Source organism: Pseudonocardia oceani (assembly GCF_019263585.2).
In the GTDB taxonomy this organism is placed as follows: Bacteria; Actinomycetota; Actinomycetes; order Mycobacteriales; family Pseudonocardiaceae; genus Pseudonocardia; species Pseudonocardia oceani.
On sequence record NZ_JADQDF010000001.1, the window covers coordinates 5167843 to 5189316 of the forward strand.

22 protein-coding genes are annotated in these 21474 nt (G+C 75.6%); 10 read left to right on the forward strand and 12 right to left on the reverse strand.

Annotated elements, in window-relative coordinates; genetic code table 11:
• Window positions 1-34: 34 nt before the first annotated feature.
• Window positions 35-550 carry a winged helix-turn-helix transcriptional regulator gene (locus tag I4I82_RS25740; protein ID WP_218593605.1) on the reverse strand — a complete coding sequence of 172 codons (516 nt, stop codon included), beginning with the start codon at window positions 548-550 and terminating at the stop codon, window positions 35-37.
• Window positions 551-631: 81 nt separating this feature from the next.
• On the opposite strand from I4I82_RS25740, the gene I4I82_RS25745 reads away from it, so the two are divergent.
• Complete coding sequence (locus tag I4I82_RS25745; protein ID WP_218593606.1) at window positions 632-2056, forward strand: MFS transporter; 1425 nt, start codon at window positions 632-634, stop codon at window positions 2054-2056.
• A gap of 6 nt (window positions 2057-2062) precedes the next feature.
• Here I4I82_RS25745 and I4I82_RS25750 read toward each other — a convergent pair whose 3' ends face one another.
• Window positions 2063-2539: a hypothetical protein gene (locus I4I82_RS25750; protein ID WP_218593607.1), complete on the reverse strand. Its 477-nt coding sequence runs from the start codon at window positions 2537-2539 to the stop codon at window positions 2063-2065.
• A 158-nt stretch (window positions 2540-2697) separates the two neighbouring features.
• Here I4I82_RS25750 and I4I82_RS25755 point away from each other — a divergent pair, with 158 nt between their 5' ends.
• Complete coding sequence (locus I4I82_RS25755) at window positions 2698-3456, forward strand: lysophospholipid acyltransferase family protein (RefSeq protein ID WP_218593608.1); 759 nt, start codon at window positions 2698-2700, stop codon at window positions 3454-3456.
• Window positions 3457-3473: 17 nt separating this feature from the next.
• On the opposite strand, the gene I4I82_RS25760 is transcribed toward I4I82_RS25755, so the two are convergent.
• A complete protein-coding gene (locus I4I82_RS25760; protein WP_218593609.1) occupies window positions 3474-5714 on the reverse strand; it encodes a GGDEF domain-containing protein in 2241 nt (746 codons plus the stop codon).
• 175 nt (window positions 5715-5889) lie between these two features.
• Here I4I82_RS25760 and I4I82_RS25765 point away from each other — a divergent pair, with 175 nt between their 5' ends.
• Complete coding sequence (locus I4I82_RS25765; protein WP_218596082.1) at window positions 5890-6381, forward strand: polyadenylate-specific 3'-exoribonuclease AS; 492 nt, start codon at window positions 5890-5892, stop codon at window positions 6379-6381.
• A 36-nt stretch (window positions 6382-6417) separates the two neighbouring features.
• On the opposite strand, the gene I4I82_RS25770 is transcribed toward I4I82_RS25765, so the two are convergent.
• A complete protein-coding gene (locus I4I82_RS25770; protein ID WP_172165542.1) occupies window positions 6418-6561 on the reverse strand; it encodes a GPGG-motif small membrane protein in 144 nt (47 codons plus the stop codon).
• A 94-nt stretch (window positions 6562-6655) separates the two neighbouring features.
• On the opposite strand from I4I82_RS25770, the gene I4I82_RS25775 reads away from it, so the two are divergent.
• The gene (locus I4I82_RS25775) at window positions 6656-8044 is read left to right on the forward strand and encodes a class II 3-deoxy-7-phosphoheptulonate synthase (RefSeq protein ID WP_218593689.1); all 1389 of its coding nucleotides are present in this window, start codon (window positions 6656-6658) and stop codon (window positions 8042-8044) included.
• Window positions 8045-8072: 28 nt separating this feature from the next.
• Here I4I82_RS25775 and pknB read toward each other — a convergent pair whose 3' ends face one another.
• The gene (gene pknB, locus I4I82_RS25780) at window positions 8073-9872 is read right to left on the reverse strand and encodes a Stk1 family PASTA domain-containing Ser/Thr kinase (RefSeq protein ID WP_218593690.1); all 1800 of its coding nucleotides are present in this window, start codon (window positions 9870-9872) and stop codon (window positions 8073-8075) included.
• 79 nt (window positions 9873-9951) lie between these two features.
• On the opposite strand from pknB, the gene I4I82_RS25785 reads away from it, so the two are divergent.
• Window positions 9952-10317, forward strand: a complete 366-nt coding sequence (locus I4I82_RS25785) for an Rv2175c family DNA-binding protein (protein ID WP_226370251.1) — start codon at window positions 9952-9954, stop codon at window positions 10315-10317.
• Between the two features lie 22 nt (window positions 10318-10339).
• On the opposite strand, the gene I4I82_RS25790 is transcribed toward I4I82_RS25785, so the two are convergent.
• The 4 genes from I4I82_RS25790 to I4I82_RS25805 are packed head-to-tail and all read right to left on the reverse strand — an operon-like array spanning window position 10340 to window position 15566.
• Window positions 10340-11287 carry a phytoene/squalene synthase family protein gene (locus tag I4I82_RS25790; protein WP_218593691.1) on the reverse strand — a complete coding sequence of 316 codons (948 nt, stop codon included), beginning with the start codon at window positions 11285-11287 and terminating at the stop codon, window positions 10340-10342.
• Entirely contained in the window at window positions 11277-12836 is a 1560-nt protein-coding gene (gene mptB / locus I4I82_RS25795; RefSeq protein WP_225920684.1) for a polyprenol phosphomannose-dependent alpha 1,6 mannosyltransferase MptB, read from the reverse strand. Before mptB ends, I4I82_RS25790 begins: the two co-directional genes overlap by 11 nt.
• Window positions 12837-12864: 28 nt before the next feature.
• Entirely contained in the window at window positions 12865-14454 is a 1590-nt protein-coding gene (gene crtI, locus I4I82_RS25800) for a phytoene desaturase family protein (protein ID WP_218596529.1), read from the reverse strand.
• A gap of 2 nt (window positions 14455-14456) precedes the next feature.
• Complete coding sequence (locus tag I4I82_RS25805; protein ID WP_372451496.1) at window positions 14457-15566, reverse strand: polyprenyl synthetase family protein; 1110 nt, start codon at window positions 15564-15566, stop codon at window positions 14457-14459.
• 129 nt (window positions 15567-15695) lie between these two features.
• Between I4I82_RS25805 and metF the strand changes: the two genes are divergently transcribed.
• The gene (metF, locus tag I4I82_RS25810; protein WP_218594029.1) at window positions 15696-16589 is read left to right on the forward strand and encodes a methylenetetrahydrofolate reductase [NAD(P)H]; all 894 of its coding nucleotides are present in this window, start codon (window positions 15696-15698) and stop codon (window positions 16587-16589) included.
• Window positions 16590-16604: 15 nt separating this feature from the next.
• Here the strand turns inward: metF and I4I82_RS25815 are convergent, their stop codons facing one another.
• Window positions 16605-17261 (reverse strand): LppM family (lipo)protein, encoded by a 657-nt coding sequence (locus I4I82_RS25815; protein WP_218594028.1) that lies wholly within the window; start codon window positions 17259-17261, stop codon window positions 16605-16607.
• 29 nt (window positions 17262-17290) lie between these two features.
• Window positions 17291-17869 (reverse strand): GNAT family N-acetyltransferase, encoded by a 579-nt coding sequence (locus I4I82_RS25820; RefSeq protein WP_218594027.1) that lies wholly within the window; start codon window positions 17867-17869, stop codon window positions 17291-17293.
• 228 nt (window positions 17870-18097) lie between these two features.
• On the opposite strand from I4I82_RS25820, the gene I4I82_RS25825 reads away from it, so the two are divergent.
• Together I4I82_RS25825 and I4I82_RS25830 are read left to right on the forward strand one after the other, a co-directional pair.
• Window positions 18098-18415 (forward strand): hypothetical protein, encoded by a 318-nt coding sequence (locus tag I4I82_RS25825; RefSeq protein ID WP_218594026.1) that lies wholly within the window; start codon window positions 18098-18100, stop codon window positions 18413-18415.
• 58 nt (window positions 18416-18473) lie between these two features.
• Window positions 18474-18890, forward strand: coding sequence for an SAV_6107 family HEPN domain-containing protein (locus I4I82_RS25830; protein ID WP_218594025.1), 417 nt, complete (start codon window positions 18474-18476; stop codon window positions 18888-18890).
• A gap of 156 nt (window positions 18891-19046) precedes the next feature.
• Here the strand turns inward: I4I82_RS25830 and I4I82_RS25835 are convergent, their stop codons facing one another.
• Window positions 19047-19895, reverse strand: coding sequence for a ParA family protein (locus tag I4I82_RS25835; RefSeq protein WP_218596083.1), 849 nt, complete (start codon window positions 19893-19895; stop codon window positions 19047-19049).
• A 105-nt stretch (window positions 19896-20000) separates the two neighbouring features.
• On the opposite strand from I4I82_RS25835, the gene I4I82_RS25840 reads away from it, so the two are divergent.
• On the forward strand, window positions 20001-20744 hold the full coding sequence (locus tag I4I82_RS25840) for a class I SAM-dependent methyltransferase (protein WP_218596530.1): 744 nt from the start codon (window positions 20001-20003) through the stop codon (window positions 20742-20744).
• Between the two features lie 325 nt (window positions 20745-21069).
• Complete coding sequence (locus tag I4I82_RS25845; protein ID WP_218594513.1) at window positions 21070-21468, forward strand: SCO2097 family morphological protein; 399 nt, start codon at window positions 21070-21072, stop codon at window positions 21466-21468.
• The last annotated feature ends 6 nt before the right edge of the window (window positions 21469-21474 follow it).

A 21474-nucleotide genomic window follows, 5' to 3' on the forward strand; every position in this document is an offset into this window, starting at 1 on the left:
GGCTTCAGGGCAGAGGGTTCCAGGGCACAGGGCTTCAGGGCAGGGGCTCCAGCAGCGTGCGCGACCCGGTCAGCGCCAGCGTCACCGCGTCGGCCCCGGGCGGCGGCTCGTACCCCGGCCCCGGCGTCGTCACCGTCTCGGTGACCGGCACGGGGTGGCGGCACCGCGCGCAGGCGCCAATGGAGTCGACGGCGCCGCCGCACCCGGCGTGGACGGAGAGACGGCGCGGCCCGGCGGGGGAGTAGTGCTCGTCACCCCACACGGCCATCGCACGCAGCACCGGCCAGAGCTCGACGCCCTTGGGCGTGAGCGCGTACTCCGTGCGCCGCCCCGGCCCCGGTACGCGCTCCAGCACGCCCTCCTCGACCAGGCGGTCGAGGCGCTCGGTGAGCACGGCGCGCGGGATGCCGAGGTGGCGGGCGAAGTCGCTGAAGCGCCGCACGCCGAAGAACGCGTCGCGGACGACGAGCAGCGACCAGCGCTCGCCGACGACCTCCAGCGTCCGCGCGATCGAGCACCGCTGGCCCTGGTAGTCGCGTGGCAGCACCATGTGCCCATCATCGCACATCGGTTCGGTGATTGAACCGATCGTGCTACGGTCCGGGCCACCACGAACCCGGGGGAGACGCGCATGGACCGCACGGTCAGCACCACGACCGGCACTCCGCCCGGGCCTCCCGCCGGCCTGCACCCCGGCGGCACGCTCGCCATCACCGCGGGCGGCACCCTGCTCTCGATGACGGCGTTCACCGCGCCGTTCTCGATCATCCCGACGGTCGCGCGCGACCTCGGGGCCGGACCGGTCGCCACGTCGTGGGTGCTCAGCTCCATGAGCCTCGGGCTCGCGGTCGCGCTCCTCACCTCCGGCGCGATCGGCGACGAGGTCGGGCGGCGGCGGGTGTTCGTCGCCGGGGCCGCGCTGCTCGCCGTCGGCTCGGCCGCCTGCGCGCTGGCCCCCGACGCCTGGACGTTCGTCGTCGGCCGGGTCCTGGAGGGCATCGGCTCGGCCGCGGTGATCGCCTGCGGCCTCGCCCTGATCAGCCACACGTTCCCCGGTCCCGAGCGGGCCCGCGCCACCGGCATCTGGGGCGCGAGCATGGGCGCGGGCCCCGCGCTCGGCCCGCCGCTCGGTGCGGTGCTGGCCGCCGTGGCCGACTGGCGCCTCGCGTTCGTCGTCGTCGCGGTGCTGTCGGTGCTGCTGGCCGTCGCCGGGCAGCGCCTGCTCACCGAGTCGCGCTCCGGGCGCGGCCGCCGGGCCGACGTCACCGGTGCGCTGCTGCTGGCCGTCGGCACCGGTGCCCTGCTCGCCGGGCTCACCGAGGGCCGCCGCGGCTGGACCAGCCCGCTCGCACTCGGCCTCGTCGTGGGTGCGGTGGTCGTCCTCGCGGTGTTCGTCGTGCACCAGCGGCGGGTGCGCGAGCCGATGCTGGAGCTGGGCATGTTCCGCAGGCCCGCACTGGTCTCGGCCACCTTCGCCGCGTTCGTCACCGGCGCCGCGATCATCGCGCTCATGTCGTTCGTGGCCGTCGTGCTGGAGAGCGGCCTGGGCTACACCTCCGTTCAGGCCTCGGTCATCGGCATCGCGTGGTCGGGGTTCAGCGTCGCGTTCGCGCTGCTCGCCCGCCGCATCCCGCTGCGGGTCTCCGGTGCCGTCCGCCTCGCCGCCGGCCTGCTGACGATCGCGCTCGGCCTGCTCCCGCTCGCCCTGCTGACCACCGGCGCACCCCTGGCCCAGCTCCTCGTGGGGCTCGTGGTCGCGGGCGTCGGCAGCGGGATCGTCAACGCCACGCTGGCCCGTGAGGCCGTCGCCGGCGTCCCGGCCACCAGCGCGGGCGCGGGCAGCGGCATCAACAACTCCAGCCGCTACATCGGCGCGGCCTTCGGCGTCACGGTCGTCACCGCGCTGGCCGTGCACCCCGACGGCACCGCCGCGGGTCTCGTGGCCGGGTGGAACACCGCCGTGCTGGTCGGGATCGCGCTGAGCGTGCTGGGCGCGGTCGTCGTGCTGCTGCTGCAGCGGGCCGAGACCCGCTACCTGGCCGCCGTCGCCGCGTAGGAGCGCCTAGAGGATCGCGCCGTCGTCGTCGCGGCCCGGCCCGGGGGGCGAGGGCCACAGGCGCAGCACCAGCCAGCCGAGGCCGGCCGCGAGGGTGAGCAGCCCGAGCGGCAGGCCGTAGGCGTCGGGCACCCCGACCCAGCCGGGCGCGGTGACCAGGACGACCCCGAGCACCAGCAGCACCAGGCCGACGGCGGCGGGCGGCCCGATGCGGGGGATCGGCGGGGGCTCCGGCGGCACGAAGTGCTCGTCCTCGGGGGCCGTGCGCGGCCCCGGACGGACGACGATCGGCGGCGGCTCGGGAGCGGACGGCACGTCCGTGGGCGGCGGGTCCGACGCCTCGAAGGGGTCGCGCACGGCGGCCGTCGGCTCCTCGTCGGGCCACTCGGGGACCGCGCCCTCGCGCCGCCAGCCCGCGACGATGGCGTCGAAGTCGTCGACCCCGCCGTCGGGGTGCGGACGCTCGTCCGGTTCGCCGCCCACGTGATCTCCTCGCCACCGCGCGGACCGCCGTGCGACGGCCCACCTCCATCCTGACACGCGCGCACCGGTGCGGGAACCGATGTGGGCCACCGCCCGTTGTCGCCGCGCCCCGCCCGTCCGTAGGCTGACGGCCGTCGCGGTGAAGGGGGCACGCCCAGGTGCTGTACTGGTGGTCCAAGTTCGTGTTCCTCGGTCCGCTCCTGCGGCTGTTCTGCCGCCCCACCATCGAGGGGCTCGAGCACATCCCGTCCCGCGGCGGGGCCATCCTGGCGAGCAACCACCTCGCGGTCGTCGACTCGTTCGTCCTGCCGCTGGTGGTGCCGCGGCGGATCACGTTCCCGGCGAAGTCGGAGTACTTCACCAAGCCCGGGCTGGTCGGGCGCCTGCAGAAGGCGTTCTTCACCGGCGTCGGCCAGATCCCGATCGACCGCTCCGGCGGGTCGGCCGCCCGCGACGCGATGGACACCGCGGTGCGGGTGCTGCGCGAGGGCCGGCTGCTGGGCATCTACCCGGAGGGCACGCGCTCGCCCGACGGGCGCCTCTACAAGGGCAAGACCGGCGTCGCGCGCATGACGCTGGAGGCGGGCGTGCCCGTCGTCCCGGTGGCCATGATCGGCACCGACAAGGTCAACCCGATCGGGTCGCGCATGTGGCGCCCGCGCAAGGTGCACATCCGGGTGGGCGAGCCGCTCGACTTCAGCCGCTACGCCGGCATGGAGGGCGACCGGTTCATCGAGCGCTCGATGACCGACGAGATCATGTACTCGCTCATGGAGCTGTCCGGGCAGACCTACGTCGACATGTACGCGGCCTCGGTGAAGGAGCGCGCGGCGAAGGCGCTGGCCGAGAAGGCGGAACCGGCCGCGGAGGCGCCCCGCCCCGCCCCGCCGACGCTGCCCGACACCCGCGCCTCCTGACGGGGGGACCGGCCGCTTCAGGCCTGCCCGGAGGCGTCGTCGAGCTCCTCGTGGCGGCCCTTGCCCAGGAGCTTGGCCTGGTACATCGCCCGGTCGGCGTCGTGCAGGGCCTGCTCGAGCTCGGTGCCGGCCTCGGCGAACGCGATGCCGATGCTCACCGTGACCACGTGCGAGGTCCCGTCGACGACGAACGGCTCGGCCAGCGCGGCCACGACCCGCCGCGCCACCGAGCGGGCCTGCCGGCGCACCTCGACGTGGGCGTGGACCGGGTCGACGGCCCGCAGCGCCGGGTCGAGCACGGCCACGAACTCGTCGCCGCCGACGCGCGCGACGGTGTCCTGCGGCCGCAGGACGGTCGTGAGCCGGGCGGCGGTGGCCTGCAGCACGGCGTCGCCGACGGCGTGGCCCGCGGTGTCGTTGACGACCTTGAACCCGTCGAGGTCGCAGAACAGCACCGGCACCTCGCTGCCGGTGCGCGAGGCCCGGTGCAGCGCGGTCTCCAGCCGGTCGGAGAGCAGCCGGCGGTTGGGCAGGCCGGTCAGCGGGTCGTGCAGGGCCGCCGACGCGAGGCGCTCCTCGAGCTCGACGTTCTCGGTGATGTCGCGGGCCACGCCGAGCAGCGCGGTGACCTCGCCGGCGTCGTCGCGGTCGAACGGCGTGACGCGCCGGGACACCCAGCGGTAGCGGCCCCGCCCGTCGCGGATGCGCAGGCGCAGCTTGAGCACGGCGCCGTCGGCGAGGGCGCGCGCCGACTCGTCGGCGGCCACGAGCCGGGCGACGTCCTCGGGGTGCACCCGCTCCTGGCACGGCTCGCCGCCGAGCGCGACGAGGTCGGTGGGGGAGTCCTCCGGGGACCCGGTGCTCGAGGGCGAGAGCCACAGCGTCTCGCGGTTGCGCGGGTCGAACAGGAACAGCGTGTCCGGGCTGACGGCGAGGACGGCCTCCCGGAACGCCAGGCTCTCCCGCAGCCGGGCCTGCACGGCGCGCTCGGCGGTGACGTCAGTGAACGCGACGACGGCGCCGAGCAGTGAACCGTCGTGGTCGTGGATCGGGCGGGCCATCGCGACGACGTCGGAGGCCGGTCCGGACGCGGGCTCGATCCGCATCGACTCGTCGGTGAGCACCTCCCCGGCCAGCGCCCGCTGCATCGGCGTGCGCCCGGGGGGCAGGGCCACCCCGTCCTGGGTGACGCGGATGCCCGTGGCGAGCAGGTGCCCGTCGGGGTCGTCGACGGTCCGGTCGACGCCCGTGGCGCGCCGGTGCACGCGGTTGCGGACCAGCACGTTGCCCTCGGCGTCGCAGGCGAGCACCCCGGCGTTGACGGCCTCGAGGACGGCCAGGTCGAAGCGGCGCAGCCGGGCGAGCTGCACGAGCGCGGCCTCCCGCTGGGCCACCGAGAGCGCCAGCGCCAGCACGACGACCGCGCACGAACCGAGGTAGAGCTGCTCCAGCGTGCCGGTGACGGCGGGCCCGTGGAGGCGCCCGGCGGCGGCGAAGGGCCCCCCGCCCAGCGCGCTGAGCACCCCCACGACCACCCCGACGACCACGAGCTGCGCCGACGCGGCGCGCACGCCAAGGCGCAGCCCGGTGCCGGCGAGCGCGGCGACGACGAGGAAGCCGAGCGGCATCGCCTGCCCGGGGAGGAAGACCAGCGCGGTGCCGGCGACGACGAGCGTCCACAGCGCCGCGACCTCCCACCGGCGCGGGGGCGCGGGACGGTCGGGCAGGCGCATCACCGCCGGCACGAGCACGACGACCGCCGCGCCGTGCGCCGCCGCGGCCGCCGTCCCCGCGGACCAGGGGTCACCGGCGGACAGCAGCGCGACCCCGGCGCCGACCCCGGCGCCGGCGACCAGCGCCCCGGCCCCCGCGGCGCCGAGCAGCCGCCCCAGCTGCGGCAGCGTGCGCAGCTCCGGGCGTCCGTCGGCCGCCAGCAGGCGCGCGGCGAGCGCGGCCTCGGCGACGTTCGCGACGGTGAAGGCCAGGGCGAGCGCGACGGGCCGGCCGCCGAGGAGGTTGGCGGCGAGGCCCCCGGCGCCGACCGCGAGCAGCACGGCCCCGCGGCGCCTTCCGCTGGTGCACGCCGCGGCCGCGACGGCGACGCCGGCGGCGGGCCACCACGCCGCCACACCGGAGCCCTCCGGGCGCAGCACGACGGCGCTCAGGCCCAGCAGCAGCACCGCGACGCCCACGACGACGGGGGAGCGGGTCCACGCAGCGGCCGGCCAGGCGGCACGGGGCGGCGACGGTCCGGTCATGGGTCCCCCGAGGTCCCTACGGCACCGCCCGGCCGAGGCCTTCCAGGAACGTGCAGGCACGGTGCTCCTCCACTGTCATCGGAGCCTGCCCCATTCCGTTAGCGGTGCGCCGTCCGGGGTGCCCGGGACCCGGCCGCCCGGGTGCCGCGCCGGACCCGGCGGCTAACCTCGTGACGTGCGCTTCTTCTACGACTGCGAGTTCATCGAGGACGGCACCACGATCGACCTGGTGTCCATCGGGGTGGTCGGGGAGGACGGACGCGAGTTCTACGCGGTCTCCACCGAGTTCGACCCGTCCCGCGCCGGCGCGTGGGTGCGGGCCAACGTGCTGCCCAAGCTCCCCTCGCCCGCCGACCCGGCCTGGCGCTCCCGCTCGCGCCTGCGCGCCGACCTGCTCGACTTCGTCACCGAGCCCGGCGGCGACGTGGAGATGTGGGCGTGGATCGCGGCCTACGACCACGTGGCGCTGTGCCAGCTGTGGGGAGCGATGCCGGCCCTGCCGAGGGCGCTGCCGCGGTTCACCCGCGAGCTGCGCCAGCGCTGGGAGGACGCGGGCCGCCCGGCCCTGCCCCCGCCCACCTCCGACGCGCACGACGCCCTGGCCGACGCGCGGCTGAACCTGCGGCGGTGGGAGGCGATCGAGTCGGCGGTGGCCGCACGGTCCTGAACGGGACCGGTCACGGGGACGGCGCCGGGCGGGCCGTCAGGTGAAGATGCTGACGCCGCCGGGGCCGACGAGCAGCCCGACGACGATCAGCACGATGCCCCACACGAGCTGCTTGCGGATGATCGCCAGGACGCCGGCGACGACGAGGACGACTGCCAGGATCCAGAGGATGGTTGCCATGAGGTCAGGTATCCGGATCGTCCTGAGTGGAATCGGGCCGTTCGGGTGACGTACCGGGCACCGGCCCGCGGCCGGCACCTTCTAGGCTGATGTCGTGAACTGGACCGTCGACGCCCCGGTCGAAGTGCTTCCCGAGCTGCCCCCGCTGCCCGCCGACCTGCGCAGCAGGCTCGACGACGCCCTCTCCCGCCCCGCCGCGCAGCAGCCCGACTGGCCCGACGCGGCCGAGGTGGCGCACGTCCGCACGGTGCTGGAGAGCGTGCCGCCGGTGACGCTGCCGCCCGAGGTCGACCGCCTGCAGTCCCGGCTGGCCGACGTCGCGAACGGCAAGGCGTTCCTGCTGCAGGGCGGTGACTGCGCCGAGACGTTCGTCGACAACACCGAGCCGCACATCCGGGCCACCATCCGCACGCTGCTGCAGATGGCGATCGTGCTCACCTACGGCGCCTCGACGCCGGTGGTCAAGGTCGGCCGCATCGCCGGGCAGTACGCGAAGCCGCGCAGCTCGCCCGTCGACGCCCTGGGCCTGCCCTCCTACCGCGGCGACATCGTGCACTCGATCGTCGCCGACCCGGAGGCGCGCCGCGCCGACCCCTCCCGCATGGTCCGCGCCTACGCCAACGCGAGCGCCGCCATGAACCTGGTGCGCGCGCTCACCGCCACCGGCATGGCCGACCTCACCACCGTGCACGACTGGAACAAGGACTTCGTCCGCACGTCCGCGGCGGGCGAGCGGTACGAGGCCGTGGCCGCCGAGATCGAGCGGGCCGTCAAGTTCATGGACGCCTGCGGGGTCGACGACCACAACCTGCACAGTGTCGAGTTCTACGCCTCCCACGAGGCGCTGCTGCTCGACTACGAGCGCGCGATGCTGCGGATGGACACCACCCGCGAGGAGGCCCGGCTCTACGACCTGTCGGCGCACTTCCTGTGGATCGGCGAACGCACCCGTCAGCTCGACGGCGCCCACATCGCCGTCGCGGAGCTGCTCTCGAACCCGATCGGCCTCAAGATCGGCCCGACGACCACGCCCGAGCTGGCCGTGGAGTACGTCGAGCGGCTCGACCCGAAGGGCGCCCCCGGCCGGCTCACGCTGATCAGCCGGATGGGCAACGGCAAGGTCCGCGACGTGCTGCCCGCGATCGTCGAGAAGGTCGAGGCGTCCGGTCACAAGGTCATCTGGCAGTGCGACCCGATGCACGGCAACACCGTCGAGTCCACCTCGGGCTACAAGACGCGCCACTTCGACCGCATCGTCGACGAGGTGCAGGGCTTCTTCGAGGTCCACCGCGGCCTGGGCACGCACCCGGGCGGCATCCACGTCGAGGTCACCGGCGAGGACGTCACGGAGTGCCTGGGCGGCGCCCAGGAGATCTCCGACGCCGACCTCGGCGGCCGCTACGAGACCGCGTGCGACCCGCGGCTCAACACCCAGCAGTCCCTGGAGCTCGCGTTCCTCGTGGCGGAGATGCTGCGCGGCTGATCCCCGGCAGCGGTGATCCCCGGGGGGTCTAGAGGGTGTCCAGGACGACCTGGGTGCCCTCCTCGACCACCGACCCCGCCGAGGGGCTCTGGCCGATCACGGTCGGGTCCTCGTTGAGCGCGAACGGCAGCGCCGACTGCACCACGGTGCTCAGGCCCAGCTCGTCGAGCAGGGCCTGGGCGGCCGACGCCGTCTGCCCGACGACCATCGGCACCGACACCCGCGCGGGCGCCGGAGGCGGCTCGACCCCGCGGCTGACGACGAGCGTCACCGCCCCGCCGATGTCGACGGCCTGCCCGGCCGGGGGCTCGGTGCGGATCACCGCGCCCTCGGGCACGGAGTCGCTGTACTCGGCGTCGGAGCTGCCGCGGGTGGGCGTCAGCCCGGCGTCGCGGACGAGCTGCTCGGCGGTGGCGACGTCGGAGCCGGCCTCGACGGGCGGCACGGTGGGGCGTCCGGTGGACACCGTCAGCGTGACGATCTCCCCGCGCAGCAGCTCCGCGCCCACCGGCGGGTCGACGGCGAGCACGGCACCGGCGGGCGCGGCGTTGTCGAAGGTGGTCGTGGCCGGCCCGGTGACGAGGCCGTAGTCGTCGAGCAGCTCCGCGGCGGCGGTCTGCTGCACCCCGACCAGCGCGGGCACCTGCGTCCAGCGCCCGGTGCCCATCCACCACGCCACCGCACCCACCACGAGCGCGAGGACGAGGACCACCGCGATGCCGATGCCGAAGGCGCGGCGGCTGCGGCGGCGGGCGCGGCGGTGGTCGTAGGGGGCGCCGTCCGCGCCGCCGTGGAGGGTGCCGCCGCGGGGGGGCCCGGACAGGTCGGTGCTGGTGGCGGTGCGCGGCGGACCCGCGGGCAGGGCCTGCGTGCCACGCGGCCCGGGCAGCACGACCGGGCCGGGGTGCGTCACGGGCTCGGTGGCGTGGCCCGCCGGCCGCGGCGGCGCCGGCACGGGCACCCGCGGCACCTCCAGGCGGTGGGCGACGCGGCGCAGCTCGTCGAGCAGAGCCCCGGCGTCGGCGGGGCGGGCGGCGGGGTCGCGGTCGGTGGCGCGCAGCACGAGGGCGTCGAGCTCGGGCGGGACGTCACCGGCGATCAGCGACGGCGGCGGCACCCGGTCGTTGACGTGCCGGAACGCCACCGAGATCGCCGTGTCGCCGGTGTAGGGCGGGGTGCCGGTGAGGAGCTCGTAGAGCAGGATCCCGGCGGCGTAGACGTCGCTGCGGGCGTCGGCCGAGCCCGTGGCGACCTGCTCGGGGGACAGGTACGCGACCGTGCCCATGATCGTGCCGACGTGGCTCGCCCCGGCCTGCGCCGCCGCGACGACGAGCCCGAAGTCGGCGACCTTGACCTCGCCGGTGTGGCTGATCAGCACGTTCTCCGGCTTGACGTCGCGGTGCACCAGCCCGAGGCGGTGCGCCTCGGCGAGCCCGGCGAGCACGCGGTCGAGCACGGCCACCGCGCCGGGCACGCCGAGCTGCCCGCGCATCCGCAGGACCTCGCGCAGCGTGGCGCCCTCCACGAGCTCCATGACGAGGAACAGCACGGGCTCGGGGCCGTGGCCGCCGGAGTCGTCGACGTGGCGGCCCTGGTCGTAGACGTCGACGACGGCCGGGTGGTCGATCCGCGCCGCCGAGCGCGCCTCGCGCTCGAAGCGGGTGCGGAAGGCGGGGTCGGCGGCGAGCCGGGGCTCCATCACCTTGATCGCGACGGGTCGGTCGAGGCGGGTGTCGGTGCCCCGGTAGACCGTGGACATGCCCCCGCGGGCGATCACCGGACCGAGCCGGTAGCGCGCGTCGAGCAGCGCGGCGGGCGGGGCGTTCACGACCCTGACGGTACCGCCCGGGCATCGGCGGCCCGGAGCAGGAGCGGGGAGGGTGCCCCATGTGGCATCGTGTCGCCTCGTGAGTGAGGTGTCCGTTCTGGCCGACGACGTGGAGACGCTGCCCGTCGCCGAGGTCGCAACCCTTCTGAACCAGCCCGTGTCCCGGGTCCACCAACTCGTGCGCGACGGGCAGATCCTGTCCCTGCGCCGCGACGGGGAGGTGGTGGTCCCCGCCGCGTTCCTCGCGACCGACGGGGAGCGCACCGACGTCGTCAAGGGACTCCCGGGCACCATCACCGTGCTGCGCGACGGCGGCTACAGCGACGAGGACATCCTGCGCTGGCTGTTCACCGTCGACGACTCGCTGCCCGGCTCCCCGATGTCGTTCCTCACCGAGGGGCGCCACCGGGAGATCAAGCGCCGCGCGCAGGCCATGGCGTTCTAGTGGGGCGTTCTAGTGGGGCGTGCTAGCGGGGTGTCCTGACGGGTCTCCGCGCCGCCAGCGCGCGGGCCAGGCCCGGGAGGGCGACGGCGAGCCGCCTGCGGTTCGGCACGGCCACCCGGCGGTGCAGCACGGCGTAGCCCGCTTCCTCGATCTCGTCGAGGATGCCCTGGTAGAGGGCGAACGCGCAGCCGACGCAGGCGCGGGAGACCGGCTCCAGCATGGCGATGCCCGGGGCCGCGCGGCGGTAGGTGGCGCGCGTGCGGGCCACCAGGTGCGCGAGCGCGCGCCGCACGCGCGGGTCGGCGCGGCGGTGCGCCCGGCACCAGGCGAGCAGGTCGCGGTCGACGCCGAACGCGGCGAGCTCGTCGGCGGGCAGGTACACGCGCCCGCGGTCGAGGTCCTCGCCGACGTCGCGCAGGAAGTTGGTGAGCTGGAACGCCACCCCGAGCGCCGTGGCGGGCGGCGTCGCCTCCTCCAGGGGCACCGTCGTGCCGAGCACCGGCAGCATCTGCAGCCCGATCACGGCGGCCGAGCCGTGGACGTAGACCGCGAGGTCGGCGTCGGTGGCGTAGGACGTGACGTGGGTGTCCATCCGCATCGACGTCATGAAGTCGGTGAAGTGCGCGCGGTCGATGCCGTAGCGGCGGGCCGTGTCGCCCAGCGCCGCGAGGACCGCGACGTCGGTGGGCGCGCCGGACAGGGCGTCGTGCAGGCCCGCGGTGAGGGCGTCGAGCTCCGCGGCCTTCTCGGCGACGGGCCGGTCGTCACCGAGGTCGTCGACGATCTCGTCGGCGTAGCGCGCGAAGCCGTAGAGGGCGTGCACGGCCGGGCGCCGGTCGGGCGGCAGCAGCCGGGTGGCGAGGAAGTACGTGCGGCCGTGGGCGGCGTTGAGCTGCCGGCAGGTGGCGTAGGCCGCGCGCAGGGCCGGGTCGGTGATGCCCGCGGCGTCGAGCTCGGCGCTACCGGACAACCGGGTCGGCTCCCACCGGGCGCCGGGCGAGCCCCAACGGGTCGGGCCGCAGCAGCGACACCGCGGCCAGCGCCGAGAGCACCGCGCCGATGCCCAGGACCGCCAGGTCGTAGAGCGCGGCCTCGCCGTCGGGGTAGTAGACGATCATCAGCCACAGCGAGAAGAAGACGAGCACCTGCAGCGCGCGCGGCGTCCAGTCGACCATCGCCAGCAGCGCCATGCCCCAGCTGACGTACCAGGGCAGCGTGGTGGGGGAGAGCAGCGCGACGGCCAGCAGCACGATGCCGGCGCGGCGCAGCGCGTCGGGGCCGCCGTCGCGCGCGGCCCACCACTGGCGCACGGCGATGACCAGCAGGATCAGGGCGCCGATCGCCCGGCCCACGTTGACGAACGGCTGCATCGACACGGGCCCGAAGATGCTGACGATCGAGTGCACGAGCTGGCCCGCGCCGGTGGGCAGCGACATCCAGTTGACGATCATCGACGGGGCGCTCAGCGCCGGCAGCCAGCCCAGCCCGACACCGGCCGCGACGGTGCACAGCGCGAACACCGGCACGAAGATCGCGATGCCGTAGGCGGTGGCGCGCAGCGTGCGCACGAGCACCGACCCGGCCATCGTGCCCGCCCAGACCAGTACCAGGAACGGCAGCGCGACGCCCGCGCTGGCCTTGACCGCCATCGCCAGGGTGGCGAGCACGATGCCCCACGCGTGCTGCCCGCGCAGCGCCGACAGCGCGGCCGTGGCCAGCAGGCCCATGACGAGCAGGTCGTTGTGGCCGCCGCCGACCATGTGGATCACCATGACGGGGTTGGCGACGACGATCCACAGCGCGAGCGCGGGCCGCCCGCCCATCCGCCGCGACAGCTCGGGCAGCGCCCGGACCAGCAGCACCAGCCCCACGACGAGCGCGAGGCGCATGAGCACGACGCCGAGGATGATCTGGTCGCCCGCGAGCCACGCGACGGACTTGGCGTAGAGGATGAACAGCGGGCCGTAGGGCGCCGGGGTGTCCTGCCAGAAGTAGTGGACGTTGTCGGTGAAGATCCCCGGCAGCGCCTCGGGCCCGACGGCGTACGGGTCGAACCCGTGCAGCGGCAGCGCGCCCTGGGCGAGGTAGCTGAAGACGTCGCGGGTGAACAGCGGTGGCGCCACCAGCATCGGCAGCAGCCACGCCGTGGCCGTGGTGAGCACCGCGCGGCCGCCGACGCGGCGCGCCAGCACCTCGCGGCCCAGCCGGACCCAGGCCCAGGCCAGCAGGCCGACGCCGAGGTAGATCAGGGAGTTGGCGATCTCGCGGCCGTGGCCGTAGCGCCAGAAGCCGAGCGGCGAGTTCGTCAGCAGGGGGTCGTCGACGAGGACGCCGCCCGCGCCGAAGCCGCCGAGCACCATGAGCAGCGACGCGACCACCCCGAGCACCAGCGGACCGCGGGGCGGCGACCCCAGGCGGGCACGCCGGGCGGACGCCCGCGACGTGCTGCCGGCGGGCGCCGTGACGGCCCGATCGGGGGACTCCGACCGGTCGACGGGGGAGGAGGGCTGCGCGGTCATGGCGCGGACCATGCTGCCATGACCGCCCTCAGCCGCCTGTCGGGACCCTGCGACCCCGCCCGGTCGCCGGGACGGGCCCGGTGATGCGCGCGGCGGCCAGCCGGCCCGAGAGCAGGACCGGCGGGATGCCGACCCCCGGGGTCGTGCCGCAGCCCGCCAGCACCACGTTCTCGTAGCCGCGGACGAGGTTGCGCGGCCGGAACGGGCCGGTCTGCGCGAACGTGTGCGCGGCGGAGAACGGGGTGCCCGCGGCCATCCCCTGGGCGGCCCAGTCGGCCGGTGTGACCAGGTGCGACACTTCGATGTCGCCCTCGATGCCGTCGAGCCCGGGGTGGTTCCGGGCCTCCAGGACGCCGAGGAGCTCGTCGCGGTAGGCCGGTCCGACGCGCTCCCAGTCGATCGGCCCCCCACGACCCTTCCGCCCAGCCAGGTTCGGGCACGGGGCCAGCACGAACAGCAGGTCGCGCCCGTCGGGGGCGAGCGACGGGTCGGTCGCCGTCGGGCGCGTGATGAGCAGTGACGGATCAGTCATCAACCGGCCGTCGTCGATGATCTCGCGGAACGTCTCGCGCCACTTCTCCCCGAAGGAGATGGTGTGGTGCGCCGCCCCGCCCTCGTCCCGCCCACCCCGGGCGGTGCGCAGCCCGGCGTGCAGGACGACGGCGCTGGGGGAGTAGCGCAGCGGCACGACGCGCCGGGGCGCGCGGCCGAGCAGGTCGTGCACGACGGGCAGGTCCGGCGTGAGGACGAACGAGTCGGCGGCGGTGCGCTCCGATGCGCTGAGCGGGTCGTCGGTGGCGCGGTGGCGGACGGCGGTGACGCGCCCCGCGCCGCGCTCCAGGCCGGTGACGGTGCGCCCGTAGAGGATCTCCGCCCCGGCGGCGACGGCGGCGTCGGCCAGGGCCTGCCCGACCGCGCGCATGCCGCCCTTCGGGAAGTAGACGCCCGCGATGGTGTCCATGTAGGCGATCACGCCGTAGGCGCCCAGCGCGGTCTGCGGCGGCACGCCGGCGTAGAGGGCCTGGAACGAGAAGATGCGCTGGAGCCGCTCGTCGGGCAGGAAGCCCTCGACGCGCGGGCCCAGGCGCCCGAAGCCGCCGAGCGCGGCCAGGCGCACGAGGTCCGGGCCGAGCAGGTCGAGCGGCGAGTCGAAGTTGGCGCCGATGAACGTGTCGATCTCGGCCCGGTAGAGCTTGCCCAGCCACTCGCGCATGCGGACGTAGCCCGCCGCCGCGTCGGGGCCGCAGACGGCGCGGACCTCGGTCTCCATCGCCCCGGCGTCGGTGTGGACGTCGATGGTGGAGCCGTCGGCGAAGTGGGTGCGGTAGGCCGGGTCGAGCTCGACGAGGTCGAGCCGCTCCGACACCTTCTCCCCGACGGCGCCGAGCGCCTCGTCGAGCAGGTCGGGCATGGTCAGGACGGTGGGGCCGGTGTCGACCCGGTAGGTGCCGTCGGCCGTCTGCAGGTCGAGGCGCCCGGCCCGGCCGCCGGGGTGCTCGCCCCGCTCGACGATCGTGACGCGGCGCCCCGCGCCGAGCAGGTGCAGCGCCGTGGTGAGGCCGGCGAAGCCCGCCCCGACGACGATGACGTGATCGGTGGGGCCGGTGACGGTGCGCAGCCTCATCGCCGCCTCCGGGTTGCCGCGACGGCGAGGTCGGACAGCCGCGAGGCCGCCGGCTCGTCGATGTCGGCGGTGCTCAGCGCGTCGAGGGCGGAGCCGGTCATCGCCGCGATGCGCTGCTCGACGGCCTGCTCGGCGCCGAGGTCGACGAGCAGGCCGCGCACGCGGTCGACGCCGTCGGCGTCGAGGTCGGGGTCGCCGAGCGCGGACTCGATCGCGGCCGCCGACGCCCGGGAGCCCTGCTCGGCGGCACGCTCCAGCGCCAGCGCGAGCAGCAGCGTCCGCTTGCCCTCGCGCAGGTCGTCGCCCGCTGGCTTGCCGGTGACGGCCGGGTCGCCGAAGACGCCGAGCAGGTCGTCGCGCAGCTGGAAGGCGATGCCGATGTCGGCGCCGAAGCGGCGGTAGCAGGAGATCAGCTCGGGGGAGGCGTCGGCGATGGCGGCGCCCAGGTGCAGCGGCCGCTCGACGGTGTAGGCGGCGGTCTTGTAGCGGTCGACCTGCAGCGCGGCGCGCGGGCTCGTGTCGCCGGTGGACTGGTGCAGCACGTCGAGGTACTGCCCGCCGAGCACCTCGGTGCGCATGGCCTCCCACGGCGCGGCGGCGCGGCGGATCGCCTCGACCGGCAGCGCGGAGGAGCGGAACAGGTCGTCGGCCCAGACGAGGGCGAGGTCACCGAGCAGGATCGCGGCGGCGGCGCCGAAGCGCGCCGGGCGGCCCTGCCAGCCGGCCTCGGCGTGGCGCCGGGCGAAGTCGACGTGCACGGTGGGGCGGCCGCGGCGGGTGGCCGAGGCGTCCATCAGGTCGTCGTGCACGAGCGCGCAGGCCTGGATCAGCTCGAGCGCGCTGATCGCCTCCAGCACGCCGGCGGCGTGCGGGTCGTCCGGGCTGCCGCCCGCGCCGCGCCACCCCCACCAGGCGAACGTCGGGCGCAGGCGCTTGCCCCCGCTCAGGACGAAGTCGGTGAGCGCGGCGGTGGCCGTGCCGAACGCGGGGTCGATGGCGGCCGTGTCGACGCCCCGGCGCTCCAGGTAGGACGCCAGCACCTCCTCCACGGCGTCGGACAGCTCGTCGTCGGCGGCCCGGAGGCGCTCCGGGGCGGTGCGGGTCACGAGGACGCCGGGCGGAGTGACGGTCGGGGAGGCACCTGACGAGGGTAGCGGCGGCGCCGCACGTCGGCGCGGTGGCCGAGGGGCCCCGTAGGCTCACCCCGCACGGACCACATCCGAGGAGACCATCCGATGAAGATCACGGACCGGATCGGCGGCGACCAGCCGGTGTTCTCGGTGGAGTTCATGCCGCCCAAGGACGACGCGGGCGAGGCGGAGCTGTGGAGGGCCATCCGCCGGCTCGAGCCGCTCGACCCGGCGTTCGCCTCGGTCACCTACGGCGCGGGAGGGTCGAGCCGCGACCGCACCGTCCGCACCACCGGTCGGATCGCGTCGGACACCACGCTCGTCGCCATGGCGCACCTGACGGCCGTCTCGCACTCGGTGGCGGAGCTGCGCCACGTCATCGGCGAGTACGCCGCCGCCGGCATCCGCAACGTCCTCGCGGTGCGCGGCGACCCCCCCGGCGACCCGCTGGGCGAGTGGGTCGCCCACCCCGAGGGCCTGATGTACGCCGACGAGCTCGTCTCGCTGGTGCGCAGCCTGGGCGACTTCTGCGTCGGCGTGGCCGCCTTCCCCTACGGCCACCCGCGCTCGCCCGACGAGGACTCCGACCTGCAGCGGCTCGTCGCCAAGGTCCGGGCGGGGGCCGACTTCGCGATCACCCAGCTGTTCCTGGAGCCCGACGGCTTCCTGCGGCTGCGCGACCGGCTGGCCGCCGCGGGCTGCGAGGTCCCGCTGCTGCCGGGGATCATGCCGCTGACGACGATGCGCACGCTGCACCGCGGGCCGGAGCTCTCCGGCGCGCCGCTGCCCCCCGGCCTCGCCGAGGGCCTGGAGCGCTACGCCGACGACCCGAAGGCGTTCCGCGAGGCGGGCATGGACCTCACCACCGAGCTGTGCGCGCGGCTGCTGGCCGAGGGCGTCGGCGGGCTGCACTTCTACACGTTCAACCGCTCCACGGCCACGACCGAGCTCGTGCAGCGGCTGGGCCTGGGGGCGCGGCGCCGGGCCGTCGTGGCCTGAGCCGCCCCGGCTCGCTCAGCCCTGGCGCACGGGTGGGTTGCGCGTGCGGTGCGCGGCCAGCACGACGGCGGCCGCGGCCAGCGCCACCACGAGGAACAGCCCGAGGCTCCAGTTGAACGGCGAAGGCGCGCCGGGGTCGTCGAAGGCCACGACTGCCTCGATGTCGCCGACCTCGCCCGCCTCGAAGACCCAGCTGACCTCGCCGGAGTCGGCGTCGCCGTTGGCGTCGAGCACCTGGCCGGGGAAGGCGATCTTGAGCTGGAAGTCGGCGCGGTCGACGTCGACGGTGGTGAGGTCGACCGAGCCGTTGACGACCACCCGGTTGCCCGCCCGGCGCAGCTCCAGGCGGACCTTCTCCCCGGGCGGCCCCGCGGCCGTGATCAGCTCGCTCACCTGCGCGAACGAGAGGTCGGAGAACCGCACCAGCGAGCCGGTGTAGCCCTCCTGGCGGTACGAGCCGACGTCGACCTGCGCCTCGAGGTCGTCGGGGAGCGTGAGCACCGGCCCCGGGTCCTCGGGGCCGGTCTCGGGCGTGGCGAGGACGATCTGGCCGCGCACCGTGTCGTCGGGCTGCACGGCCAGGGCGGCCTGCACGCGCGCGCACCCGGACAGGGCCAGCAGCGCGAGGACCAGGACGAGCAGCAGCGCGGGCCGGCGGCGCGGGGACGGCATCGCGCCATCGTGCCATCCGGGTGCGGGCGTCACCTCGGGGGCGCGGGCGGCAGCGGCAGGTCGCGGCCCAGGACGGCGAACGGGCGGGCGTCGCCGGTGAAGCGGTGGTGGCGCAGGACGTCGGCGAAGCCCAGGCGGCGGTAGAGCAGCCAGGCCCGGTTGGTGGGGCCGTCGCCGTTCTCGGGCGTCGAGAGCAGGACCCGCCGGGCGGTCGCGCCGCCGAGCAGCGTGCGGAGCAGCCCCTCGCCGAGCCCGCCGCCCTGGGTGTCGGGGTGCACGTGGAGCTCGGTGAGCTCGAAGTAGTCCTCGAGCCAGAACCGCTCCCGCGGGCGGGGGCGCAGGCCGCGGGAGACCTCCTCGAACCACCACTGGCCGGGCGCGCCGGTGTAGCCGTAGGCGACGCCGAGCAGCCGGCCCGCGTCGTCGACGCAGCCCACGGCGCGCCAGCCCGGACGGCGGACGTGGTCGAGCCACAGCGTTCGGCGGTGCCGTGCGGTGCTCGGCGGGTAGCCCATCGCGGCGACATACACGGCCAGCGCGTCGTCGACGCGCGCGGCGAGGTCGGACGGGCCCCACTCCACGATGTGCCGGGCCGGTGCGGTGGTCACCGCGCCATCACACCACGTCGGCGGCGTCCCGTCCTGCCGCGCGTGCGGCGACTTGACGCGCGGGCGGCGGGAGGTTGTACTGGAGGGGGTCGAACATGTGTTCGATCATCGGTGGGCCCGGCGGCGGGGTGGGGGAAGCACCCGGCCGCCGGGCCGACCGGAGCGGCCGGAGCCCAGACCGGCCGTGCACGGTGCCGGTCGGAACAGGCCGGTCGGGAGGAGTGCAGCGTGAGTGCCTTCAGCCGGGTGTTCCGTTCGCGGGAGCCCACACCCGTCCAGGTGCGCTGGTTGGACGGGGAACCCGTCGAGTTCCAGCGCAGGCCGTCGCGGCGGGGGCCGCGCTACCTGATCGTCGACGTCCGGGAGCGGTGGATCGAGCAGTCGCCGTGGCCGTTCCCCTCACCCATGCCCGTCGGGGGCGACCGGTTGCGGTGCTGGCGGGTCGAGGCCCGCTCGGCCGACGAGCCCGACGTCCCCGGCCGCGAGTTCGTGCTGCGGATGCGCGCGGGCCCCGGTGTGTGGGACCTCGTCCGGGTCCCGGAATGACCACCGGTCGGCGCGGGTTGTCCGAACAGGTGTTCGTGCAGGAACAGGGAGGTGTCCGATGACGATCACGACGGACCGACCGGTGCCCGCCCCGCGCCCGGCCCCGGTCTCCCGCGCGGCACTGGCCCTGCTGCGGCAGGCCGCCGACGGGCTCGCCGAGGCCCACCGCGAGTCCGACCCCCTCCGGCGCTACCCGGCCGCCTACCTGGCCGCGCTGCGCGCCGGGGCCGCGGTCCTGGCCGTCCGGGCCGCCCCGCAGCCCCGCCGCGGCGCGCCCCGCGCCGTGTGGGACATCCTCGCCACCGTGGCGCCCGAGCTGGGGGAGTGGGCGGCGTTCTTCGCCTCCTGCTCCGCCACCCGGGCCGCGGCCGAGGCGGGCATCGCCCGCCTGGTCGACCAGCGCTCGGCCGACGACCTGCTGCGGCAGGCCGAGCAGTTCGTGGGGATGGTGACGGAGACGGTGCGGTTGCGCTGACCTGTCCGGCCGGTCGCGGCGGTCAAGGGCTCGTGGTGAGTGCGCAGGCCGGGTGCTGCTGGCGATCGGGAACCATGATCGTCGGGAGTGTGACGTCGCGGCCGTCGTAGCGACCCTGCCGGCGCGGTCCTGGCGATCGAGGTCGAGGCGGGGCCGTCAGCGGGTGGGGGGTGGGGCCGTCGCCGTCCGCGGCCGCCGCTCACTCCGCAGCACCCGTCCCAGCAGGGTGGTGAAGACCGCCGACACCTCGCGGGCACCGGGGGTGTCCCAGCTCTGGATCGGCACGCAGGCGCCCTGGGCCTGCTGCACGGCCGACCGGTCGGGCAGGACGCCGCTGAACACCAGGGGTCCGAACAGCTCCCGCAGCTCGGCCACCCGGAACTCGTGCTCGGCGTTGCGGGGGCGTACGCGGTTGATGAGGACGCCGAGCGGCTGGAGGTCGGGGTTGCCGCGCTGGCGCTCGGTCTGCACGGCGTCGAAGGCCCGCTGGACGCCGGACACGGCGAACATCGTGGGGTCGGTCACCAGCACCGCGCGGTGGGCGGCGGCCAGGGCACTGCGGGTGAGCTGGCCCAACGACGGCGGGCAGTCGATCACGACGAGCCGGTAGGGGCCCAGGTCGTGCTCCTCCGCGTCGCCGGCGTCCTCGTCGTCGGCGTCGAGGAGCCGGCCCAGGGCGCGGGTGAGGCGGCTGAGCTGCTTCGCGCCGGGGTCGGGGTGGTTGTGGCGCTCGGTCTGCTCGGCGCCGACCATCACGTCGAGGCCCTCGCCCCAGCCGCTGGGGGCGATGGCGCGGCGGAGGACGGAGCGGCGCGGGTCGTCGAGGACGTCGGCGACGGTGGCGGTCGTGTCGCCCACGTCCAGGGCGATGGTGGCGTTGGCCTGGGGGTCGAGGTCGACCAGCAGGGTGCGGACACCGTGCTGCTGGGCCGCCCCGGCCAGCCCGAGGGCGACCGTGGTCTTGCCCACCCCACCCTTGAGGCTCAACGTGGCGACGACCTGCACGGCGATCAACCTACCCGTCCGGGGTGCCCACTACGCTGCTGCCGTGAGGCTGTCGTCGTGAACGCACCTGCCGGGAGCAACGCGGGACCCGACCCGACGGGCACGGTGCCGCCCGGCCCCGTGCACCGAACGCTGGAGGCCGAGGTCGCACGGGCGGCCGGGCGGGCCCGGTCGCGCGGTGACGAACCGCGCGTCCTCGACGTCGGCGGGGGAAGCGGGGCGTGGGCGGTGGCGCTGGCCCGGCTGGGCTGCGTCGTCACCGTCGTCGACAACAGCCCCAACGCGCTCGCCGCGCTGCACCGCCGCGCCCGCGACGCCGGCGTCCACGGTCGCGTCACGCCCGTCCAGTGCGACGTCGACGCCCTCGCCGACGTCGCGCCGGCCGGTGGCGCCGACCTGGTGCTCGGCCACGGCCTGCTCGAGGTCGTCGACGACGCGCCGCACGCCCTGCGGGCCCTCACCGACGCCACGGCCCCCGGCGGCGCGGTCTCGGTCCTCGTGGCCGGGCGGCACGCCGCGGTGCTGGGCCGCACGCTCGCCGGACGCCTCGCCGAGGCGCGGGCCCTGCTCACCGACCCGCACGGCCGTTCCGGGCCCGACGACCCGCTGCGCCGGCGCCTCGACGCCACCGAGCTCCGCGCGCTGCTCGACGACGCGGGGCTGCTGCCCGAGCTGGTCCAGGGCGACGGCGTCCTCGAGGGCTGGGTCCCCGGCTCCGTGCGCGACAGCGGCCCGGCGGCCACGCGAGCCGTCGCCGAGCTCGAGGTGCTGGCCGCGGCGCGCCCGGCCCTGCTGGAGCTGGCGGCCCGGCTGCACGTCCTGGCACGGCGGCCGCTGCCGCCCGGGTGATCCCGCGCACCCCGAGCGGGGGCGGCGGACCGTCAACAGGTCGACGGCCGGTGGTGCCGGCGGTCGCTCCGCCCAGGTCGGCGGGGGCGCCGTGGGCTGCGGCAGGTGGTCGAACGGTCGCGCACCGTGGTCGCCGCCCACCGGACGGGGTCACCCGGACGTGCCGCCGGTGAACCGGAACCACCCGCTCGACGAGTGCGGGTGGTCGACCGGCCCGCGGCCTCGTATCCTCTGTTCCAGGAGGCCCAGCCCGGGCGTTCGTCGCGTCGTTCCGGCACCATGGAAGATGACCGACAACAGCACAAGCAGTGCCGGAGGCGATGTAATGCCCCTCTCCGAGCACGAGCAGCGGCTGCTCGAGCAGATCGAGCGCGCTCTCTACGCCGAGGACCCCAAGTTCGCTTCGACCGTGCGCGGCGGTCGGTTGCGCAAACCGACCCGTCGCCGGCGCATGCAGGGCGTCGCCCTGTTCCTGCTCGGCCTCGTCATGCTCGTCGTCGGCGTCGTGATCCAGTCCCTGTCCGGCGGCGGCGGCGGCATGATCGCCCTCATCGTGCTCAGCGTGCTCGGGTTCGTCGTGATGCTCGGCGGATCGGTGCTCGCGGTCACCTCGTCGGGGAAGGCGCCCGCGGGCTCCGGCACCCCCGCCGAGGCCGAGAAGGAGAAGAACGGCTTCACCGGCCGGATGGAGGAGCGCTTCCGCCGCCGGTTCGAGCAGGAGTAGCCGCTC

What these genes read in the sequence shown, in the direction of transcription:
- I4I82_RS25740 (WP_218593605.1), bottom strand. Translation starts at nt 550, where the DNA reads ATGGTGCTGCCACGCGACTACCAGGGCCAGCGGTGCTCGATCGCGCGG.
- I4I82_RS25745 (WP_218593606.1), top strand. Translation starts at nt 632, where the DNA reads ATGGACCGCACGGTCAGCACCACGACCGGCACTCCGCCCGGGCCTCCC.
- I4I82_RS25760 (WP_218593609.1), bottom strand. Translation starts at nt 5,714, where the DNA reads ATGACCGGACCGTCGCCGCCCCGTGCCGCCTGGCCGGCCGCTGCGTGG.
- I4I82_RS25770 (WP_172165542.1), bottom strand. Translation starts at nt 6,561, where the DNA reads ATGGCAACCATCCTCTGGATCCTGGCAGTCGTCCTCGTCGTCGCCGGC.
- mptB (WP_225920684.1), bottom strand. Translation starts at nt 12,836, where the DNA reads ATGACCGCGCAGCCCTCCTCCCCCGTCGACCGGTCGGAGTCCCCCGAT.
- metF (WP_218594029.1), top strand. Translation starts at nt 15,696, where the DNA reads ATGAAGATCACGGACCGGATCGGCGGCGACCAGCCGGTGTTCTCGGTG.
- I4I82_RS25815 (WP_218594028.1), bottom strand. Translation starts at nt 17,261, where the DNA reads ATGCCGTCCCCGCGCCGCCGGCCCGCGCTGCTGCTCGTCCTGGTCCTC.
- I4I82_RS25830 (WP_218594025.1), top strand. Translation starts at nt 18,474, where the DNA reads ATGACGATCACGACGGACCGACCGGTGCCCGCCCCGCGCCCGGCCCCG.
- I4I82_RS25845 (WP_218594513.1), top strand. Translation starts at nt 21,070, where the DNA reads ATGCCCCTCTCCGAGCACGAGCAGCGGCTGCTCGAGCAGATCGAGCGC.